Below are 17,833 nucleotides of genomic sequence, written 5' to 3'. Positions count from 1 at the left end.
AACGTTGTGGAAACAGGACCAAGGCAGACTGGCAGTCGTCCAGATGTGTCTACTACCGGCGGAAACGCCGACCGAGCATCGAGGGGGATGTGGCTTTGGACCGTCAGCAGGAGTTCGTGCTCCGGACGCTGGAGGAGCGGGACATCCGCTTCATCCGCCTGTGGTTCACCGACGTGCTCGGCTTCCTGAAGTCGGTGGCGGTCGCCCCGGCCGAGCTGGAGGGGGCGTTCGCCGAGGGCATCGGCTTCGACGGCTCGGCGATCCAGGGTTTCGCCCGCGTCTACGAGGCGGACATGCTCGCCAAGCCCGACCCGTCGACCTTCCAGGTGCTGCCGTGGCGCGCGGAGTCGCCGGGAGTGGCCCGGATGTTCTGCGACATCCTGATGCCGGACGGGACCCCCAGCTTCGCCGACCCCCGGTACGTGCTGAAGCGGGCGCTGGGCAAGGCCGCCGATCTCGGATTCACCTTCTACACCCACCCCGAGGTGGAGTTCTTCCTGCTCAAGGAGCGCCCGGAGGACGGCAGCGAGCCGCTTCCGGTCGACCAGGGCGGCTACTTCGACCACACTCCGCACAGCACCGCGCACGACTTCCGGCGTAACGCGATCACCATGCTGGAGTCGATGGGCATCTCGGTGGAGTACAGCCACCACGAGGGCGCCCCGGGCCAGCAGGAGATCGACCTGCGCTACGCCGACGCGCTCACCACGGCCGACAACATCATGACCTTCCGCCTGGTCATGAAGGAGGTGGCGCTCGAGCAGGGCGTCTTCGCCTCGTTCATGCCCAAGCCGTTCACCGACTTCCCGGGCTCGGGCATGCACACGCACATGTCGCTGTTCGAGGGCGACCGCAACGCCTTCTACGAGCCGGGCGCCGAGTTCCAGCTGTCCAAGGTCGGCCGCGCGTTCATCGCCGGGCTGCTCCGGCACTCGGCGGAGATCACCGCGGTCTGCAACCAGTGGGTCAACTCCTACAAGCGGCTGTGGGGCGGGGTGGGCGCCTCGGCGGGCGCCGGGGGAGAGGCGCCGTCCTACATCTGCTGGGGCCACAACAACCGCTCCGCGCTCGTCCGGGTCCCGATGTACAAGCCGCAGAAGGGCCACGCGACCCGGGTGGAGTTCCGCTCCGTCGACACCGCCTGCAACCCCTACCTGGCGTTCGCCGCGATCCTCGGAGCCGGTCTCAAGGGCATCGAGGAGGGGTACGAGCTGCCCCCCGGCGCCGAGGACGACGTGTGGGCGCTCAGCCCCGCCGAGCGCCGGGTGCTCGGCATCCAGCCGCTGCCGCAGAGCCTCGACGACGCCATCGCCGTCATGGAGCGCAGCGAGCTGATGGCCGAGGTGCTCGGTGAGCACGTCTTCGACTTCTTCCTGCGCAACAAGCGGGCGGAGTGGGACGACTACCGCCGCCAGGTGACCGAGTACGAGCGCAAGCGCCTCATCGCCGTGCTCTGAGCGTTCCCGCGACCCGCCGGCGGCCCGGCCCGCACGCCCGCCGCCGGTGGGTCCCCGTACGCGTACCGCCGTGCGGCGGCGCGGGCAAGGGCGGCGCGGGCGGCGCGGCAGGGCGCCGGCGGGCGATTCCACACGCGTTCCGCGCGAAACCACGGCGTGTTTGGAACGATCCGGCAATTTCCTTCCCCGAGAGCCTTTTGTTGGGATCGGTTTGCCTTCCGACGCCGGGTTGTCCGGTTACGGTGGGGCCGTGAGCGCGCCCTGGAGTCCCCACCGTCGTCCCTCCCTCACCGGTCGCCTGGCCCGGCTGGGCTTCACGGACGCCACCAGAGCCGAGCGGTTGCTGGCCGAATCCGAGGCCGACGTCGGGGACACCCTGATCGACGCCCTGGGCGGCACCGCCGACCCGGATCTCGCGCTCAGCGGGCTGGTGGCCCTGCTGGAGCGGCTGCAGAACCCCACCGAGCTGCTCAACGCGCTCGACGACGACGCCGGCACCCAGGAGCGGCTGCTCACCGTGCTGGGGGTGAGCGCGGCGCTCGGCGACCATCTGGCCAGGCACCCCGAGCACTGGGTCGTGCTGCACGGCGAGCCGGGGGTGGTGGCCCCCGAGGCGGGCGCGCTGCGCGCCGGGCTCCTCGAGGCGGTGGGCGCCGACCCCGCGGCCCCCGTGCCCCGCGCGGAGCTGACCGGGCTCGACGCCCAGGTCGCGCTGCGGGTGGAGTACCGCCGCCGGCTGCTGCACCTGGCCGGCCGGGACCTCACCGGGGCGGCCGGGATCGGAGCGGTGGCGGCCGAGCTCGCCGAGCTCGCCGCGGCCGCCCTCGAGACCGGCCTGGCGATCTCCCGGGCGGAGACCCCGGAGGCGGACTCCTGCCGGCTCGCGATCATCGGCATGGGCAAGTGCGGCGGCAGCGAGCTCAACTACGTCAGCGACGTCGACGTCATCTTCGTCGCCGAGCCCGAGCCGGGCCATCCGGAGGACGTCGCCCTGCGGGCCGCGGCCCGGCTCGCGTCCGGTGTCATGCGGGCCTGCTCGGCCAGCACCCACGAGGGCTCCCTGTGGGAGGTGGACGCCGCCCTACGGCCCGAGGGCAAGTCCGGGCCGCTGGTGCGCACCCTGGCCAGCCACCGCGCCTACTACGAGCGCTGGGCCAAGACCTGGGAGTTCCAGGCGCTGCTCAAGGCCCGGCCGATCGCGGGCGATCCCGAGCTCGGCCAGGCCTACCTGGACGCGCTCATGCCGATGGTCTGGAAGGCCGCGGCGGGCGAGGGCTTCGTCGCCGACGTCCAGGCCATGCGCCGCCGGGTGGAGGCGCACATCGACCCCGACCAGGCCGAGCGGCAGCTCAAGCTGGGGCCGGGCGGGCTGCGCGACGTGGAGTTCGCCGTCCAGCTCCTCCAGCTCGTGCACGGCCGGGCGGACGAGAGCATCCGCAGCTCGACCACGCTGGACGCCCTGACCGCCCTGTCCCAGGGGGGCTATGTGGGGCGGGACGACGCCGCCGCGCTGGCCTCCGCCTACCGGTTCCTGCGCCGGGTCGAGCATCTGGTCCAGCTCCACCGGCTGCGCCGCACCCATCTGATCCCCGACGACGATGCGGGGCTGCGCAGGCTCGGCCGCGCCCTCGGGCTCCGGACCGACCCGGTGGGGGAGTTCACCGCGCTGTGGCGCCGGCACGCCCGCGGGGTGCGGCGGATCCACGAGAAGCTGTTCTACCGGCCCCTGCTGCTCGCCGTGGCCCGGCTGCCCGGGGAGGAGACCCGGCTCACCACGGAGGCCGCCCGGACCCGCCTCACCGCGCTCGGCTTCAACGACCCCGCTGGCGCGCTCCGGCACATCGAGGCCCTGACCAGCGGGGTCACCCGGCGGGCCGCGATCCAGCGGACCCTGCTGCCGGTGATGCTCGGCTGGTTCGCCGACGCGCCGGACCCCGACGCCGGGCTGCTCGGCTTCCGCCAGGTGAGCGACGCGCTGGGCACCACCCCCTGGTACCTCCGGCTGCTCCGCGACGAGGTCACCGTCGCCGAGCGGATGGCCCGGCTGCTGGCCTCCAGCCGCTACCTCACCGACCTGCTGCTGCGCGCCCCGGAGGCGGTGGCGATGCTCGGCAGTGCCGCGGAGCTGACCCCCCGACCGTACGACGCGCTCACGACCGAGGCGCGCGCCGCGGTCCGGCGCCGGGCCGAGGACCAGGGCGACGAGCAGCCCGGCAAGTCCGCGGTCGAGTCGGCCGAGGACGCCGTCGCGGCCGTACGCGGCCTGCGCCGCCGGGAGCTGTTCCGCATCGGCGTCGCCGACCTGCTCGGCCTCACCGACGCCCGTACGGTCGGGGAGGCGCTCACCGACATCACGGCGGTCACCCTCGAGGCCGCCCTGCAGACCGCCATCCACAAGATCGAGATGGAGCGGCGCGGCCCGCTGGGCACCCGGATGGCGATCGTCGCCATGGGCCGGTTCGGTGGTCACGAGCTCGGCTACGGCAGCGACGCCGACGTCATGTTCGTGCACGACCCGCTGCCCGGCACCGACGAGCGGGCGGCCGCGGCGGCCGCGCACTCCGTCGCGGAGGAGCTGCGGCGGCTGCTCGCGCTCCCGGCCCCGGACCCCGCGCTGGTCATCGACCCCAACCTGCGCCCCGAGGGCAGGTCCGGCCCGCTGGTGCGGACGCTGGCCTCCTACGCGGCGTACTACAAGCGCTGGTCGGCCCCGTGGGAGAGCCAGGCCCTGCTGCGCGCCGACCCGCTCATCGGGGACCCGGACCTGCGCGAGCGGTTCCGCGCAGTCATCGACCCGGTGCGGTGGCCCGAGGACGGCATCGACGAGAAGACGCTCCTGGACATCCGCCGGCTGAAGGCCCGTATGGAGGCCGAGCGGCTGCCCAGGGGCGTCGACCGGAGGGTGCATCTCAAACTCGGGCCCGGCGGGCTCTCCGACGTCGAGTGGGTCGTCCAGCTGCTGCAGCTGCAGCACGCCCACGAGGTGCCCGGGCTGCGGACGACCCGTACGCTCGCCGCGCTGGAGGCCGCCGTGGAGGCGGGCCTGATCTCCGCCGCCGACGAGGCGGCCCTCGGGGACGCCTGGCAGCTGGCCACCCGCATCCGGGGGGTCCTCATGCTGGTCCGGGGCCGGGCGTCCGACCTGCTGCCCACCGACCATCATCGGGAACGCACCGCCGTGACCCGGGTGCTCGGCTACGCCGGGTCGGGGGACATGCTCGAGGACTGGCGCCGGCACGCCCGCCGCGCCCGGGCCGTGGCCGAGCGGGTCTTCTACGGGATCACGCCCTGACGGGCCGCCATGACCGCCCGGCCGCGCTCAGACGTTGATCACCACGGTGTCGGCGGCCCGGTCGTGCAGGCCGCGGTAGTCGCGGTCCCAGACCAGGGCCGGGATGACCAGGACCAGCAGCAGGGTCCGCACCAGCGACCACAGCAGGCCGACCGGCCGCCCGTCGAGGCGCACCACGCGCAGGCCCAGCAGCCGCTTGCCGGCGGTGAGTCCCAGCAGCCCGGTGAGCAGCCAGACCTCCACGGCGAACACCGCGACCGGCAGCAGGGACCCCTGGCCGACGTGCCAGCCGAGCACCCGGGCCAGGAAGAGGACGGCGAGCCAGGCGAGGCCCCAGTCGATGAACAGCGCCAGGAGCCGGCGCCCGTAGCTCGCGGCCGAGCCCGGGCCCTCCTCGGGAAGCCCGAGCCGCTCGCCCGGGAACCCGAGGTCGACTCCGGCGGAACGCACCCCGCCGAGCCAGGAACCGGCCGGTCCGCCACGCCGGGTCTGCTGCTGTTTCGGCTCGCTCATGCACCCACGCTACCGCCGGGGGACACGTCCTTCGCAGACGGCCCGGTCCACTCCACGCGGCGGTGCCGGAGCGTACGCTTCCCTACGGTCTCAGTAATCCCCGGGCGTCTCCGCCGCCACGGAGCGCGTCCGGGACCGGACCCGGCGACGACCTACGTAACACAGCGGAAACACATGAGACATGGCAGAGAAACCGCCGGATCATACCGTTTCAACAGCCAAAAGCGCCCCAAGGAGGATGGATGTTCAGTAGCGCCGGAGAGGTCCTGAGCTACATAGAGAGTGAAGGAGTGCGTTTCGTCGACTGCCGGTTCGTCGACCTGCCCGGATCGGTGCAGCACTTCACGTTCCCCGTGGAGAACTTCGGTGAGAGCGTCTTCACCGACGGCCTGATGTTCGACGGGTCCTCGATCCGCGGCTTCCAGGAGATCCACGAGTCCGACATGCTGCTGCTGCCGGACCCCACGACCGCGGTCGTCGACCCGTTCCGTCAGCACAAGACGCTGAACATCACGTTCTTCGTGCACGACCCGCTCACCGGCGAGCCGTACAGCCGCGACCCGCGCAACATCGCCAAGAAGGCGCAGGACTACCTCAAGAGCACCGGGATCGCCGACACCGTGTACTTCGGCCCGGAGGCCGAGTTCTACATCTTCGACGACGTCCGCTTCGAGACCAAGCAGAACGCCGGGTACTACTACCTCGACTCGATCGAGGGCGCCTGGAACACCGGCCGCGAGGAGGCGGGCGGCAACCTCGGCGCCAAGCCCCCGTACAAGGGCGGTTACTTCCCGGTCGCGCCGATGGACCACTACACCGACCTGCGGTCGGAGATGGTCGAGAAGCTCATCTCGGTGGGCATCGACGTCGAGATGCAGCACCACGAGGTCGGCACGGCCGGTCAGGCGGAGATCGACATCCGCTTCGAGTCGATGCTGAAGTCCGCCGACAACCTGATGCTCTACAAGTACGTGGTCAAGAACGTCGCCCGCGCTGCCGGCAAGACCGTCACGTTCATGCCGAAGCCGATCTTCGGTGACAACGGCTCGGGCATGCACTGCCACCAGTCGCTGTGGAAGGACGGCTCGCCGCTGTTCTACGACGAGGTCGGCTACGCCGGGCTGTCGGACATGGCCCGCTTCTACATCGGCGGCCTGCTCAAGCACGCCCCGTCGCTGCTGGCCTTCACCAACCCGACGGTGAACTCCTACCACCGCCTGGTGCCCGGCTTCGAGGCCCCGGTCAACCTGGTCTACTCCCAGCGCAACCGCTCGGCGTGCATCCGGGTCCCGCTCACCGGCTCGAACCCGAAGGCCAAGCGCATCGAGTTCCGGGTGCCGGACCCGTCCTGCAACCCCTACCTCGCGTTCTCCGCCCAGCTGATGGCGGGGCTGGACGGCATCAAGAACAAGATCGAGCCGGCCGAGCCCGTGGACAAGGACCTCTACGAGCTGCCGCCCGAGGAGGCCCGCAACATCCCGCAGGTGCCGGGCTCGCTGGAGGGCGTGCTCAGCGCGCTCGAGGCCGACCACGGCTACCTGGTCGAGGGCGGCGTCTTCACCGAGGACCTGATCGAGACCTGGATCACCTACAAGCGCGAGAAGGAGCTGGACCCGATCCGGCTCCGCCCGCACCCGCACGAGTTCGAGCTCTACTACGACGTCTGACGGCCGGAACGAAGACTGGAAAGAAGGGCGCGGCCGGCAGGCCGCGCCCTTCTTGGATGACGCCCGTCAGGCGATCGGTGATTCACATTCCCGAAGGACTTCTTGGACGCTCAGCGCTTCTTCCGCCACCCAACGGAACACGGTGGTGAAGCGCCGCAATGCTTGGTGATCGCTGTCGGACCACGCATGTTCGCCTTGCGGACCGTAGCTCGCGAGACTCTCCGCGAACATTGTGGTCACGTCGGCCAGGTCTTCCGCCACGCTGGGCAACAACTTCCCCGACAGTTCGACGAAGTAAGCCTCGGCCACCGGGTTGACGGCCTCGCCGGCGTTGCGGGCTTCCCACACGCAGTCCAGAAATGCCACCTGATACGTGACGAGTTCCAGCACGTCCAGGACGGTATTCATCGTGGTCTGCGGTGATCGACATTGCCGAAGGGCTTCGTCGATCCTCAGCGCGCCTTCTTTCACCCATCCGAACAGGATGGCCAAGCGCCGCAACTCCTCGCTCTCGCTGCCAAACCACGCGTGTGCGTCTCGTAGACCGTAGCTCGCGAGATTTTCCGCGAACATTGTGGTCACGTCGGCCAGGTCGCGTGCCACGCTGGGCAGGAACTCCCTCGCCAGCTTGACGAAGCAGGCCGCGGCCTCCTCATTGTCGGCGTTGCCCAGTTCCCAAACGACGTGAAGAAGCGCCACCCGCTGGGTGACCGTCTTTAACAGCTCCGCGACGGTCCTCGTCGTGGTTTGTTGCTCAGGCTCGGTCATTTTGATTGTTGGGCGCCGTTGACGTCGGCGCCTCTCCCTTCGGGGCGTACCGTCCACCGCAGCGAATCCGAGTCAAGTGCGGTTCTCCCTCAGTGAGGTGCCCGCTCGCCATGCGACCGGGTGTGCCGTGCCGGGTACCGCGACGTGATCGGGCTCTCCTCGGATCCGGGAAGAACCCGGGCACCGCGCCTGTTGAGGCCCGGTGAACGCGAAGGAGACCGCCATGGCCACGGTGAGGGTCGAACGTACCGACGACGGGGGCTTCGTCGCCCGCAACGATCGCGGCGCGGAGGTGATGATCGGCGGGTCCGGGGACGACGGCGTCTTCTCGCCGGTGGAACTGCTGCTCGCCGCCCTCGGCGGCTGTGAGCTGGTGACGGTGGAGCCGCTGACGGCCAAGCGCGGCCACCGGCTGACCGCGCTGGCGGCGACGGTCGGCGCCGAGAAGATCGAGCCCACCAAGCTGGAGAAGGTGACGATCACCTACGACGTGGAACTCCCGGCCGGCGACGACCAGGCCGCCGAGGTCTTCACCTCGGTCGTCCACCGGGTGCACGACCGCTACTGCACGGTCGGCCGGGCGCTCAAGGAGCCGACTCCGGTCGAGCTGGTACTGCCGGAGCAGGCCTCGCACGATGCTGCTAGTCCTCAAGGCTGAGGAGAAGACCGTTCGCAATGCCGATCACAGCCCCCTGATGCCCGGACGAAGATAAGACACATGACCGAAAACCTCCCGCTTCGGGTAACCTCCCCGGTGGCCTCGACACCGTCCGCGACCGCGGACGTCTGAGGCGGCCGTACATGACCAGAGTCGCCGTCGCCCCCGTCGGGACGCTGGAACCGCAGTTCACCGGGGAGCGCCGCGCCCGGTCGCGGTGGCCGGGGCTGTGGCGGGAGGTCGCGCTCATCGCGGTCTGCTATGCGGTCTACTCGCTCGTCCGCAACCTGGTGCCGGCCCGGCACCAGGAGGCGCTCGGCCGGGCGCACGAGCTCTACGGCGCCGAGCGCACCCTGCATCTCGACCTGGAACGGCCGCTGAACCAGCTGTTCAGCGAGGTGACCTGGCTGGGCCTCGGGGCGAACTACTACTACGCCACGCTGCACTTCGCGGTCACCATCGGTGTCCTGCTGTGGCTCTACTTCCGCCGCCCCGACCGATACCCCATGTACCGCTGGATGATGTTCGGGACCACGCTGGCGGGACTGGTCGGGTTCTGGCTCTACCCGCTGGCCCCGCCGCGGATGCTGCCCGGCTTCGTCGACACGGTCCTGACCCTGCACGGCTGGGGGCTGTACGACTCCTCGCCGATCGCCTCGGTGTCCAACCAGTACGCCGCGATGCCCTCGCTGCACACCGGCTGGTCGCTGTGGTGCGCCCTGGCCGTGGTCCACCTCGCCCGGCGCCGCTGGGTCAAGATCGTCGCTGCGTGTTACCCGGTCTGCACGGTGATCGTCATCCTGGGCACGGCCAACCACTTCCTGCTCGACGCCGTCGGCGGCGCGGTGGCGCTGGCCTGCGGGTTCCTGGCGGCGAACCTGCTGGGGCGGGTCACGGTGCCGGTCCAGCGCATCGCCCTGGCCATGCTCACCGCGACCCCGGGCAGATACCGCTCCGGGTAAAGGGTTCCCCTCGGCGCGGCGCCCGGCGGCGGCGTACGGAAGGATGCTGGGCCGTGCGCACTCCTCGGCGGATCGTCGTCCCCCTTCTCGTCCTGGCCGTGCTCCTGCCGGCCGGGTGCGCGGCGCGCGGCGCCGCGTCCGCCCCGAAGCACCGCCGGTCCGCCGCGGTGTCGGGATCACCCGTGGCGGCGCCGGCCGTGGCGCCCGCAGAGGTCACCGCGGCCGAGAACGCCAAGCCCGGCGCCCCCGACTGGCGGGTCCACAGAGTCGGCGCGGAACACGAGATCGAGGGCTACACCGACCACGTCAGCGTGCTGCCCGGCGAGTCCTTCCGGCTGTTCGTCTCCACGACCGCCGGCGGGTACCGGGTCCAGGCGTTCCGCACCGGCTGGTACGGCGGCGCCCAGGCCCGCGAGGTGTGGGCCTCGCCGCACCTGACCGGCGGCGTGCAGGCTCCGCCCCGTATCGAGCAGGCGACCCGCACGGTGACCGCGCCGTGGAAGGTCTCCGCGACCGTCCCCACCCAGGGCTGGCCCGAGGGGTCCTACCTGCTCCGGCTCAGCGCCGACTCCGGCGCCCAGCGGTACGTCCCGATCACGGTGCGTTCGGCGAGCACGGCCGGGAAGGTCGTCGTGCTCAACGGCACCACCACCTGGCAGGCCTACAACCGGTGGGGCGGCTACAGCCTCTACGACGGGATCGGCGGCTACGACGAGCGGTCCCGCGCGGTCGCCTTCGACCGGCCCTACGATCTGGACGGCGCCGTCAAGTACATGGCCTACGAGCAGCCCGCCATCGTGCTGGCGGAGCGGCTCGGGCTGCCGCTGGCCTACGAGACCGACAACGACCTGCACGCCGATCCGGCGCTGCTGCAGGGCGCGAAGGCGCTCGCCGTCCTGGGCCACGACGAGTACTGGTCCACGCCGATGCGCGAACAGGCGACCAGGTCCAGGGACGCGGGCGTCAACATCGCCTTCCTCGGCGCCAACGAGGTCAACCGGCACATCCGGTTCGGCGCCACCAGGCTCGGCCAGAACCGCCTGGTCATCTGCTACAAGGATCTCGACGACCCGATCGGCGCCAGGGATCCGGCCGAGATCACCATCGACTGGCGGCTGGCCCGCAGGCCGCGGCCGGAGAGCGACCTCACCGGTGTCTTCTACGAGTGCAATCCGGTGGAGGCGGACTACGTCGTCTACCGCCCGCAGAACTGGCTGTTCGCCGGCACCGGGGTCCGCAGGGGGCAGCGCTTCCACGGGCTGGTCGGCCCCGAGTACGACCGGGTCAACCCGGTCGTGACGACGCCCCGGCCGATCGAGGTGCTCGCCCACTCGCCGCTGGTGTGCGGGAACGGCGCCAGCCACGCGGACTCGGCCTACTACACCGTGCCGAGCGGCGCGGGCGTCTTCGCCGCGGGGACCATGCGGTGGGTGTGCGCGATGCGCGGCGCCCGCTGCGGCCACGGCGTCGACGACACGGCCAAGAGGTTCGTCGACCGGGTCACCGAGACGCTGCTGCGCGCCATGGCCGAGGGCCCGGTCGGCGCCCGGCACCCGGCGCGGGACAACCTCGACCAGGTCAAGCCCTACCACGGATACCCGACCTCGGCCGGAGCGGACCGGGACTGATCGCCCGGGTGGCGATCCACGGACCGCCACCCGGCCGGCGGGGCAGTCCCGGCCGGTCGCCGGCGGCCGGAGCGCCCGGCCGGGGGAGGGGTCAGCGGGTCTTGGGCTTGGGGCCCTTGGGCATCCGGGCCCCCTTCGGGATGGGGCCCTTGGGCATCTGCATGGTGGCCGGGAGCGCGCGCAGCCGGTCGTTGAGCTCGCCGACCTGGGCCTTGTTGAGGTTGCGCGGCAGCTTCATGATGTGCCGTTGCAGCTTGCCGATCGGGATCTGGCCCTCCTCGTCGCCGACCTGGATGTCGTAGATCGGCACCTGCGCGGCGGCCCGGGCCAGGCGCTTCTTCTCCGCGCCCAGCAGCGGGCCGACCCGGCTGGAGGGGCCCTCGGAGACCAGCAGCACGCCCGGCCTGCCGACCGCCCGGTGCACCAGGTCGAGGCTGCGGTTGCCGGACACCGCCGGGGTGACCGTCCAGCCGCCGCGCATATTGTCCAGCACGCTGGCCGCGGCGCCGGGCTGACCGGCGATCATCTTGTACTGGGTCCGCTGGGCCATCTGGCCGAACACGATCATGCCCACCAGGATCGCGCCCATGATCCCGAGCGGGATCAGGAACAGCAACTGGTCGATGAGGAGCCCGATGACCACCGCGACGATCAGGGTGGCGATCGCGGCGGCGAAAACGATCGGCAGGGCCTTGGGGTTGGCCTTGTGGAGGACCTTGGCCAGAGCGCCGATCTGCTTGATACGGCCGGGACGCGCGGCCCCGTCGGTGGGCTTGTTTGCCATGGACCGAAGGATACGAGTATTCGCCCGGCGACGTGAAAACGGAGCACCGTGTGAGCGGCCGGCCCCGGTGGGTGAGGGGGCCTGCGCGGTCCCGGCGGCCCCCACGGGGGCCGCCGGGACCAGGGTCCTAGCGGGCGACCGCGGCGGCGTCGCGGGCCGCCATGGCCTGCTGGTAGAGGCGTCCGGCCCGGTAGCTGGAGCGCACCAGCGGCCCCGACATCACCCCGGCGAAGCCGATCTGCTCGCCCTCGGCCTGGAGCTCGACGAACTCCTCGGGCTTGACCCAGCGCTCGACCGGGTGGTGCCGGATGCTCGGCCGCAGGTACTGGGTGATCGTGAGCAGCTCGCAGCCGGCGCCGTACAGGTCGCGCATCGCCTGCGAGATCTCCTCGCGGGTCTCTCCCATGCCCAGGATCAGGTTGGACTTGGTCACCAGCCCGGCGGCCCGGGCCTGGGTGATGACGTCCAGGGACCGCTCGTAGCGGAACCCGGGCCGGATCCGCTTGAAGATCCGCGGCACGGTCTCCACGTTGTGCGCCAGCACCTCGGGCGTCGTGCCGAACACCTCGGCGAGCTGCGCGGGGATCCCGTCGAAGTCGGGGATGAGCAGCTCCACCCCGCAGCCCGGGACCGCCTCGTGGATACGGCGGACGGTCTCGGCGTACAGCCACGCCCCGCCGTCGGGCAGGTCGTCGCGGGCGACCCCGGTCACCGTGGCGTAGCGCAGCCCCATCTTGGCCACCGACTCGGCCACCCGGCGCGGCTCGTCCCGGTCATAGGCGGCCGGCTTGCCGGTGTCGATCTGGCAGAAGTCGCACCGCCGGGTGCACTGGTCGCCGCCGATGAGGAAGGTGGCCTCGCGGTCCTCCCAGCATTCGTAGATGTTGGGGCAGCCGGCCTCCTGGCACACCGTGTGCAGGCCCTCGCCGCGCACCAGCTCGGTGAGCTCGCGATACTGCGGCCCCATCTTCAGCCGGGTTTTGATCCACGGCGGCTTGCGTTCGATCGGGGTCTCGCTGTTGCGTACTTCGAGTCGCAGGAGCTTACGCCCCTCTGGGGTCACCGCAGTCACTCCCCTAGGGTACGTCCAAGAGCCGCTCCTTCTTACCCCCGGAGAACCCCCGCGAGGTGGACTCATGATCGTCAGCACCATGAACGACCTCCCCGGTCACGAGATCACCGAGGTGCTCGGGGACGTGTTCGGGACGACCGTCTTCGTGCGCGCCGCCGGCTCCCAGATCGAGGCGGGGCTGCGGGGCCTGTTCGGCGGCGAGGCGCGCGGCCTGACCGAACAGCTGAGCGACAGCAGGCTGGAGGCGCGCAAACGGCTGATCGCGGCGGCGGAGGCGGAGGGGGCCGACGCCGTGCTGGCGATGCGGTTCGAGACCAACGAGCTGCGTGACGTGGGGACCGAGATCTGTGCGTATGGCACCGCGGTGAAGGCCCGCAAAGTCACCTGACAAGGGTCAAATGTCGCGAGAGCGTAACAACCGGATGCCGTTGTAGTCCGATTCCCATGTTTCCACCCTGAGTAGCTAGCGATCTCTCTAGGGTGACTCCCTGTTGCCGTGGTCGCCGGGGCACAGGCCGGTCGCCGTGCAGGAGCCCGTACGCAGGAGGAAGAGCCGTGAGTGTGGCAATGACGTACCTCAGATTGCCGCCGGCCATGGAGGGGGAACCGGACCCCGGCCGCATCGCGCGCCTGGTGTTCGGCGTGCCGGACTGGCGCCGCCGGCACGCCCCCGATCAGATGATCGACATCGCCGGGGCCTGGCAGGGGCTGCACTACCTGATCACGGGTGATCCGTGGGACGGCCGCGCCCCCGAGGCCGACGTGGTCTGCGGTGGCAGGCTGCTCACCGAGGACGGCACCGCGGAGCTCGGCCTCGACGTGATCTTCCTGGCCGCGGAGCGGGTCAAGGCGGCCGCGGAGCACCTGGCGCACACGCCGTTCGAGGCGATCTCCGCCCGGTACGACCTGCCCCGCATGATCGCCGCGGGTGTCCAGGGCGCGCCGGACTGGGCCCAGCGGCCGCCGCAGGAGGCCCGGGACCGGTTCCTGCGGCCGGCCTACGTCGCGCTGGCCCGGTTCTTCGTCGCCGCTGCCAACGACGGCCAGGCGATCTACAAGGTGATGGGCTGACCCATCGCCTCGACCGGCTCCGCCGCCGCGATCTGGGCCAGGGTGCGATGGAACGTCTCCGTCGCACCCAGGAGCTCGGCGAAGTGCCGCTCCACCAGCGGGAGCGTTTCCGCGATCCGGACCGGCCTGCCCAGCTCACGGGAGAGCGAGGTGGCCTCCACGTCACGGATCCCGCATGCCACGATCTTGTCGAACCACGACAGGTCGCAGTCGCAGTTCAGCTGGAACCCGTGCATGGTCACGCCACGGGACACCCGGATGCCGATCGACGCGATCTTGCGATCGGGGACTTGCGGCAGGCCCGCCACGGTGAGCGGTGACGTCACCGCGGCGCCCCGCACCCACACGCCGCTGCGCCCCTCGACCCGGGTGGCCGTCACGCCGAGATCCGCGCAGGTCCGGATGAGCATCTCCTCGATCAGCCGGACGTAGGCCACGACGTCGATCGGGTCGGGCAGCCGGAGGATCGGGTAGCCCATGAGCATGCCCGGGCCGTGCCAGGTGAGCTTGCCGCCGCGGTCGACGTCGATGACCGGCGCGCCGGGGTCGCCCAGCGGGCGGTCCGCGGGTTCGGTGCGCTTGCCGGCGGTGTAGACCGCCGGATGCTCCAGCAGCAGGCAGGTGTCGGGGAGCTCCCCGGCCACCCGCTGCTCGTGGGTGCGCCGCTGCAGGTCCCAGGCTTCCTGGTAGGGAACGGCGCGCTCGCCGAATCCCGCATGAACGAAGATCAGATCCTTCACGCGATACAGCCTACGTGTGCTCGGGGCGGACCGCCGCAGGTCAGGCGGAGGTCAGGCGGAGGTCAGCAGCCGCGGTTCGATGCGGGTCTCCTTGGCGCCGCCCGACCCGTCCGGCTCGATGCGGTACGCGCCGGCCTTCTCGCGATGCGACACCGCCTGGACGAACTCGGTGCCGACGTAGTGCAGCCCCACCGCCTCGTCGGCGGCGTACCCGTCCGGGAGGGTGCCCTCGCCGATCAGCTGCTGGAGCAGCGGCCTTCGCTGGGCGTCGCTGTCGTAGTGCACGCCGCAGGAGTACGGCAGGAAGGCGAGCCCGTCGGTCAGCGGGCGCAGCTGCGGCCCGAAGGAGTCGGTGTTGCCGCCGACGTGCCAGCACAGGGCGCCCGCGCTCTGCCCGGACAGCACCACCCCCGACTGCCACGCCTCGCGGAGGATGTCGTCGAGGCCGTGCAGCCGCCACAGCGCCAGCAGGTTGGCCACGCTGCCGCCGCCGACGTACACCAGGTCCTGGTTGAGCAGATGGCCGCGCACGTCCGGGACGTTGGGCATCGGGAACAGCGCCAGATGGCTGATCTCGGCGTCGAGCTGGGAGAAGGCCGCGTAGAAGCGGGCGACGTACTCGGTGCTGTCGCCCACCGCGGTGGACAGGAAGCACACCCGGGGCCGATCCTGACCGGTCAGGTCGAGCGCGTACCGCAGCAGCGGGCTCGGCGTCAGGCCGTAACGGTCGTCCGGGATGAAGCTGCCGCCGCCGATGGCCAGGATGTGCGGCTGTCCGTCAGTGCTCATGCGCTCACTCCCGCTCGGTGCTCATTTCTGGTCACGGTACGACTACACAGCGGTGAAAGCGGGCGCTTTTAGGGATTCTTGTGGCTTGCTAGGCCCGCAGGACGCCGCAGGCCGCACTGTCGACGTCCGGATGCTCGAAGGTGAACCCGGCCTCGGTCAGCCGGCGGGGGACCACCCGCTGGCTGACCAGGATGGCCTCGTCGGCGAACCGGCCCACTGCGAGCCGGAGGGCCGCCGCCGGCACGGGCAGCACGGCGGGCCGTCGCAGGGCCTTCCCGACCGCCCTGGTGAACTCGGCGTTGGTCACCGGATGCGGGGCCGTCAGGTTGACCGGGCCCTCGACGTCGTCGCGGTCGAGCAGGAACCGCAGGCCCGCCAGCTGGTCGGGCAGCGAGATCCAGCTCATCCACTGGCGGCCGTTGCCGAGCGGGCCGCCCAGCCCCAGCTTGAACAGCGGCAGCACCTTGCCGAGAAAACCGCCCTCGCGGGCCAGCACGGGCCCCGACCGCGGATGGACCACCCGGATGCCGGCGGCGGCCGCGGGGGCGGCCGCGGCCTCCCAGTCGCGGACCAGCCCGGCGAGGAACCCGGCCCCCTGGGGCCCCGACTCGTCGGTCTCCCGGTCGCCGGTGTCACCGTAGAAGCCGACCGCCGATGCGGAGATCAGCACCCGCGGCGGGCGGTCCAGCCCGGCCAGCGCCTCCGCCAGGGTCCGGGTGCCCGCCGTCCGGCTGTCGCGGATCTTCTTCTTGTAGGACTCGGTCCACCGATGGTCGCCGATCCCCGCGCCGGCCAGATGGACCACCGCGTCCGCGCCCTCCAGCGCCGCCGTGTCGACGGTGCCCTGCGGGTCCCAGCGGGCCTCCTGGGGCCCGTGGGGCTCACGCCGGACAAGATGTACGACCTCGTGCCCGTCCTCGCGCAGCTGCCCGCTGAGCGCGGCGCCGATCAGGCCCGAGGCGCCGGTGATCGCAACCCTCATCCCGCCAGACTATGCCGGGCCGAGATAGGGCTCGAAGAGTCCCTCGGGGTCGCGTGCCGCCCGGATCGCGCACAGGCGCTCCCAGTCCGCCGGGGCATAGCAGCGCGCGGCCCGGGAGGGGCTCGCCAGGAGATCGGTCTCGGCGACGTAGTGGCCGGTCCCGAGAGGTTCCACCGCCCGCATGGTCTCCTGCAGCCAGCGGCCGTTCATCTCGTCCCGGGCCGGGTCGTCCCAGATCGCGTAGCCGACGAGGTAGCTGCCGCCGAGTGCCGAGAACGCCATGTCCGGCGCCCGGCCGCCCGCGCGGCCGGCGGGCGCGGGGGCCACCAGGACCAGCGACCTGGCGGAGGGCGCCTCCACGGCGGGCCCGGCGAGCCTCGGCAGCAGCGTCGCCAGGTCCGCCGACGACCACAGCGTGTCGGCGGCGTAGCGGTGCCGGCCGGGCCACCGGTCGCCGGAGCCGCCGAAGAGCACGTGGAACGGGGTCGGCTCCGGGGGCCGGCGGGACAGCGCCCGCCCGGCGAGCGGGCACTCGCGCACCGGCGCGAGCAGCCGGGCCGCCTCGTCCGGCGTGGCGGCGAAGGCGGTGGCCGTGACCGTGACCGCGGCGGTCCCCGGCGGCACCGCCGCCAGGTCCGGGTCCGCGGTGCCGAGCACGATGCTCAGCTCGACGCCCGGCGGCAGCACCGCCACGAGCTCGTCGGTCCAGCGCGCCACCTCCGTGAGGTCGGCCAGCGCGAACACGTAGCCGGTCGTGGTGATCTGCGCGGGGAGGGGATGGAGGCCGAGACGGAACGCGGTGACGATCGCGAAGAACCCCGGGCCGGCCCCGCGCGCCGCCCAGAACAGATCGGGGTTCCGCTCCTCGTCGCAGACGACGAGCTCGCCGTCCGCCGTCACCGCCTCGATCTGCCGGACACTGCGGCAGGCCGGTCCCCAGCTGCCGGAGTTCCAGCCGAGCCCGCCGCCGAGGAGGTAGCCGCCCAGGCCCACCGAGCCGCAGTGGCCCACCGGAAAGGCGAGCCGGTGCTCCTCGAGGGCCAGGGCGAGGTCACGGCCGGTGACACCGGGCTGCACGGTCGCCGTCGCGGTGCCGGGATCGATGCTCTGCTCCCGGAGCCGGGACAGGTCGATCAGCATGCCCCCGTCGCGCAGCGGGGAGCCGCACCAGCTGTGGCCGCCGGACCGTACGGCGACGCGCAGCCCGTGCGAGCGGGCGAGCCCGACCGCGTCCACGACGTCCCGCACGGAGGAGGCCTGGACGATCACTTCCGGGAACCGCCGCGGCGTGAGCTCGTTCCACAGGGTGCCCGCCCGGGCCTCCTCGTAGCCGGTGGTGCCCCGCCAGATCAACGCCTCCTCGACATGGCGGGCACGTCTCGGACCGCCCATGGGCGTCTCCTCTCTCGCACGGTTCTCGTACGGTCGTCCCACCCGCGTCGTGCCGCCC

At 71.7% G+C, this 17,833-nt stretch carries 16 protein-coding genes; 8 read left to right on the top strand and 8 right to left on the bottom strand.

Annotated features, from left to right (window positions below):
* Positions 1-95: 95 nt before the first annotated feature.
* Together ACRYCC_RS29565 and ACRYCC_RS29560 are read left to right on the top strand one after the other, a co-directional pair.
* Positions 96-1,457 (top strand): glutamine synthetase family protein, encoded by a 1,362-nt coding sequence (locus tag ACRYCC_RS29565; protein WP_433817000.1) that lies wholly within the window; start codon positions 96-98, stop codon positions 1,455-1,457.
* 250 nt (positions 1,458-1,707) lie between these two features.
* A complete protein-coding gene (locus ACRYCC_RS29560) occupies positions 1,708-4,749 on the top strand; it encodes a bifunctional [glutamine synthetase] adenylyltransferase/[glutamine synthetase]-adenylyl-L-tyrosine phosphorylase (RefSeq protein ID WP_433816999.1) in 3,042 nt (1,013 codons plus the stop codon).
* A 27-nt stretch (positions 4,750-4,776) separates the two neighbouring features.
* Here ACRYCC_RS29560 and ACRYCC_RS29555 read toward each other — a convergent pair whose 3' ends face one another.
* Positions 4,777-5,262 (bottom strand): RDD family protein, encoded by a 486-nt coding sequence (locus ACRYCC_RS29555; protein ID WP_433816998.1) that lies wholly within the window; start codon positions 5,260-5,262, stop codon positions 4,777-4,779.
* Positions 5,263-5,504: 242 nt separating this feature from the next.
* Here ACRYCC_RS29555 and glnA point away from each other — a divergent pair, with 242 nt between their 5' ends.
* Positions 5,505-6,929 (top strand): type I glutamate--ammonia ligase, encoded by a 1,425-nt coding sequence (glnA, locus tag ACRYCC_RS29550; protein ID WP_433816997.1) that lies wholly within the window; start codon positions 5,505-5,507, stop codon positions 6,927-6,929.
* A 66-nt stretch (positions 6,930-6,995) separates the two neighbouring features.
* Here glnA and ACRYCC_RS29545 read toward each other — a convergent pair whose 3' ends face one another.
* Positions 6,996-7,697, bottom strand: a complete 702-nt coding sequence (locus tag ACRYCC_RS29545; RefSeq protein ID WP_433816996.1) for a hypothetical protein — start codon at positions 7,695-7,697, stop codon at positions 6,996-6,998.
* 223 nt (positions 7,698-7,920) lie between these two features.
* Between ACRYCC_RS29545 and ACRYCC_RS29540 the strand changes: the two genes are divergently transcribed.
* The 3 genes from ACRYCC_RS29540 to ACRYCC_RS29530 all read left to right on the top strand — a co-directional run bounded on the left by ACRYCC_RS29540 (position 7,921) and on the right by ACRYCC_RS29530 (position 10,945).
* The gene (locus ACRYCC_RS29540) at positions 7,921-8,355 is read left to right on the top strand and encodes an OsmC family protein (RefSeq protein WP_433816995.1); all 435 of its coding nucleotides are present in this window, start codon (positions 7,921-7,923) and stop codon (positions 8,353-8,355) included.
* A 143-nt stretch (positions 8,356-8,498) separates the two neighbouring features.
* Entirely contained in the window at positions 8,499-9,317 is an 819-nt protein-coding gene (locus ACRYCC_RS29535) for a phosphatase PAP2 family protein (RefSeq protein WP_433816994.1), read from the top strand.
* Positions 9,318-9,370: 53 nt separating this feature from the next.
* Positions 9,371-10,945, top strand: a complete 1,575-nt coding sequence (locus ACRYCC_RS29530; RefSeq protein ID WP_433816993.1) for a N,N-dimethylformamidase beta subunit family domain-containing protein — start codon at positions 9,371-9,373, stop codon at positions 10,943-10,945.
* A 91-nt stretch (positions 10,946-11,036) separates the two neighbouring features.
* On the opposite strand, the gene ACRYCC_RS29525 is transcribed toward ACRYCC_RS29530, so the two are convergent.
* Together ACRYCC_RS29525 and lipA are read right to left on the bottom strand one after the other, a co-directional pair.
* Positions 11,037-11,729, bottom strand: a complete 693-nt coding sequence (locus ACRYCC_RS29525; RefSeq protein ID WP_433816992.1) for a DUF4191 domain-containing protein — start codon at positions 11,727-11,729, stop codon at positions 11,037-11,039.
* Positions 11,730-11,856: 127 nt separating this feature from the next.
* On the bottom strand, positions 11,857-12,801 hold the full coding sequence (gene lipA / locus ACRYCC_RS29520) for a lipoyl synthase (protein WP_433816991.1): 945 nt from the start codon (positions 12,799-12,801) through the stop codon (positions 11,857-11,859).
* Between the two features lie 64 nt (positions 12,802-12,865).
* Here lipA and ACRYCC_RS29515 point away from each other — a divergent pair, with 64 nt between their 5' ends.
* Positions 12,866-13,189, top strand: coding sequence for a YbjQ family protein (locus ACRYCC_RS29515; RefSeq protein WP_433816990.1), 324 nt, complete (start codon positions 12,866-12,868; stop codon positions 13,187-13,189).
* Between the two features lie 167 nt (positions 13,190-13,356).
* On the top strand, positions 13,357-13,872 hold the full coding sequence (locus tag ACRYCC_RS29510; RefSeq protein ID WP_433816989.1) for a DUF1877 family protein: 516 nt from the start codon (positions 13,357-13,359) through the stop codon (positions 13,870-13,872).
* Here ACRYCC_RS29510 and lipB read toward each other — a convergent pair.
* The 4 genes from lipB to ACRYCC_RS29490 form a co-directional block, all read right to left on the bottom strand.
* Entirely contained in the window at positions 13,854-14,612 is a 759-nt protein-coding gene (gene lipB / locus ACRYCC_RS29505; RefSeq protein WP_433816988.1) for a lipoyl(octanoyl) transferase LipB, read from the bottom strand. The genes ACRYCC_RS29510 and lipB overlap by 19 nt on opposite strands.
* A gap of 51 nt (positions 14,613-14,663) precedes the next feature.
* Positions 14,664-15,401, bottom strand: a complete 738-nt coding sequence (locus ACRYCC_RS29500; RefSeq protein WP_433816987.1) for a Type 1 glutamine amidotransferase-like domain-containing protein — start codon at positions 15,399-15,401, stop codon at positions 14,664-14,666.
* A gap of 88 nt (positions 15,402-15,489) precedes the next feature.
* Positions 15,490-16,383, bottom strand: a complete 894-nt coding sequence (locus ACRYCC_RS29495; protein ID WP_433816986.1) for a TIGR01777 family oxidoreductase — start codon at positions 16,381-16,383, stop codon at positions 15,490-15,492.
* Between the two features lie 9 nt (positions 16,384-16,392).
* Positions 16,393-17,775: an FAD-binding oxidoreductase gene (locus ACRYCC_RS29490; protein ID WP_433816985.1), complete on the bottom strand. Its 1,383-nt coding sequence runs from the start codon at positions 17,773-17,775 to the stop codon at positions 16,393-16,395.
* Between the last annotated feature and the right edge of the window lie 58 nt (positions 17,776-17,833).

The sequence above is a fragment of the Actinomadura scrupuli genome (assembly GCF_050971785.1).
Lineage (GTDB): Bacteria > Actinomycetota > Actinomycetes > Streptosporangiales > Streptosporangiaceae > Actinomadura_E > Actinomadura_E scrupuli.
The sequence above is the reverse complement of the archived record's forward strand: the minus strand, read 5'-3'. Positions and strand labels throughout refer to the sequence as shown.

Bases quoted from the DNA above. Each gene is read 5' to 3' on its own strand.
- ACRYCC_RS29555 (WP_433816998.1), bottom strand. From the start codon at position 5,262: ATGAGCGAGCCGAAACAGCAGCAGACCCGGCGTGGCGGACCGGCCGGT.
- glnA (WP_433816997.1), top strand. From the start codon at position 5,505: ATGTTCAGTAGCGCCGGAGAGGTCCTGAGCTACATAGAGAGTGAAGGA.
- ACRYCC_RS29545 (WP_433816996.1), bottom strand. From the start codon at position 7,697: ATGACCGAGCCTGAGCAACAAACCACGACGAGGACCGTCGCGGAGCTG.
- ACRYCC_RS29540 (WP_433816995.1), top strand. From the start codon at position 7,921: ATGGCCACGGTGAGGGTCGAACGTACCGACGACGGGGGCTTCGTCGCC.
- ACRYCC_RS29535 (WP_433816994.1), top strand. From the start codon at position 8,499: ATGACCAGAGTCGCCGTCGCCCCCGTCGGGACGCTGGAACCGCAGTTC.
- ACRYCC_RS29525 (WP_433816992.1), bottom strand. From the start codon at position 11,729: ATGGCAAACAAGCCCACCGACGGGGCCGCGCGTCCCGGCCGTATCAAG.
- ACRYCC_RS29515 (WP_433816990.1), top strand. From the start codon at position 12,866: ATGATCGTCAGCACCATGAACGACCTCCCCGGTCACGAGATCACCGAG.
- ACRYCC_RS29500 (WP_433816987.1), bottom strand. From the start codon at position 15,401: ATGAGCACTGACGGACAGCCGCACATCCTGGCCATCGGCGGCGGCAGC.
- ACRYCC_RS29495 (WP_433816986.1), bottom strand. From the start codon at position 16,383: ATGAGGGTTGCGATCACCGGCGCCTCGGGCCTGATCGGCGCCGCGCTC.
- ACRYCC_RS29490 (WP_433816985.1), bottom strand. From the start codon at position 17,775: ATGGGCGGTCCGAGACGTGCCCGCCATGTCGAGGAGGCGTTGATCTGG.